The organism is Haloferax sp. Atlit-4N (genome assembly GCF_003383025.1).
In the GTDB taxonomy this organism is placed as follows: domain Archaea; phylum Halobacteriota; class Halobacteria; order Halobacteriales; family Haloferacaceae; genus Haloferax; species Haloferax gibbonsii.
Genome location: NZ_PSYY01000133.1, coordinates 1 through 434, shown reverse-complemented (window position 1 = coordinate 434; position 434 = coordinate 1). Strand labels below are relative to the sequence as shown.

Here is a 434-nt window from a genome sequence, read left to right as displayed (position 1 = left end):
CTTCCAATTACCAAAGAATTTAACGAATATACAGAAGGTACAAATCACATCTGACCACTACGGCTTTTGGAGGTATACATTGGAATGTGCTTATGAACATAACTTCAGCGAGTTCCCAATCACAGAAGAGGTCATCAAGCAGTACGAAACTATACTCAGTACATCACAAAGCCTGTTAGTTGAGACGTCTGCTTGCTGAAGATGTGTCCAAGCAACCACAGCAAGCAGACGATGAAATCCACGAGGACCAGCTCCTTAACTTCCTCGTCAACTCTCTTGACGAGGAAGTTGCTCTCTCACTCGCTGAAAACGCTGAACTCGATGCTGAAGACATCTACGAGGTCCTCGTCGGCGCCTGCGCCGACGGGACCTCGGTCTCAACACTCTGCAAGAGAAGCGAAGATGCACCTCACGAAAACTCGGTTCTCTACCAT

1 pseudogene is annotated in these 434 nt (G+C 47.5%); it reads left to right on the top strand.

The features are described 5' to 3' along the window. Nucleotides 1-203 precede the first annotated feature (203 nt). A pseudogene (locus tag C5C07_RS20920) lies at nt 204-434 on the top strand (ISH3 family transposase); the annotation flags it as partial.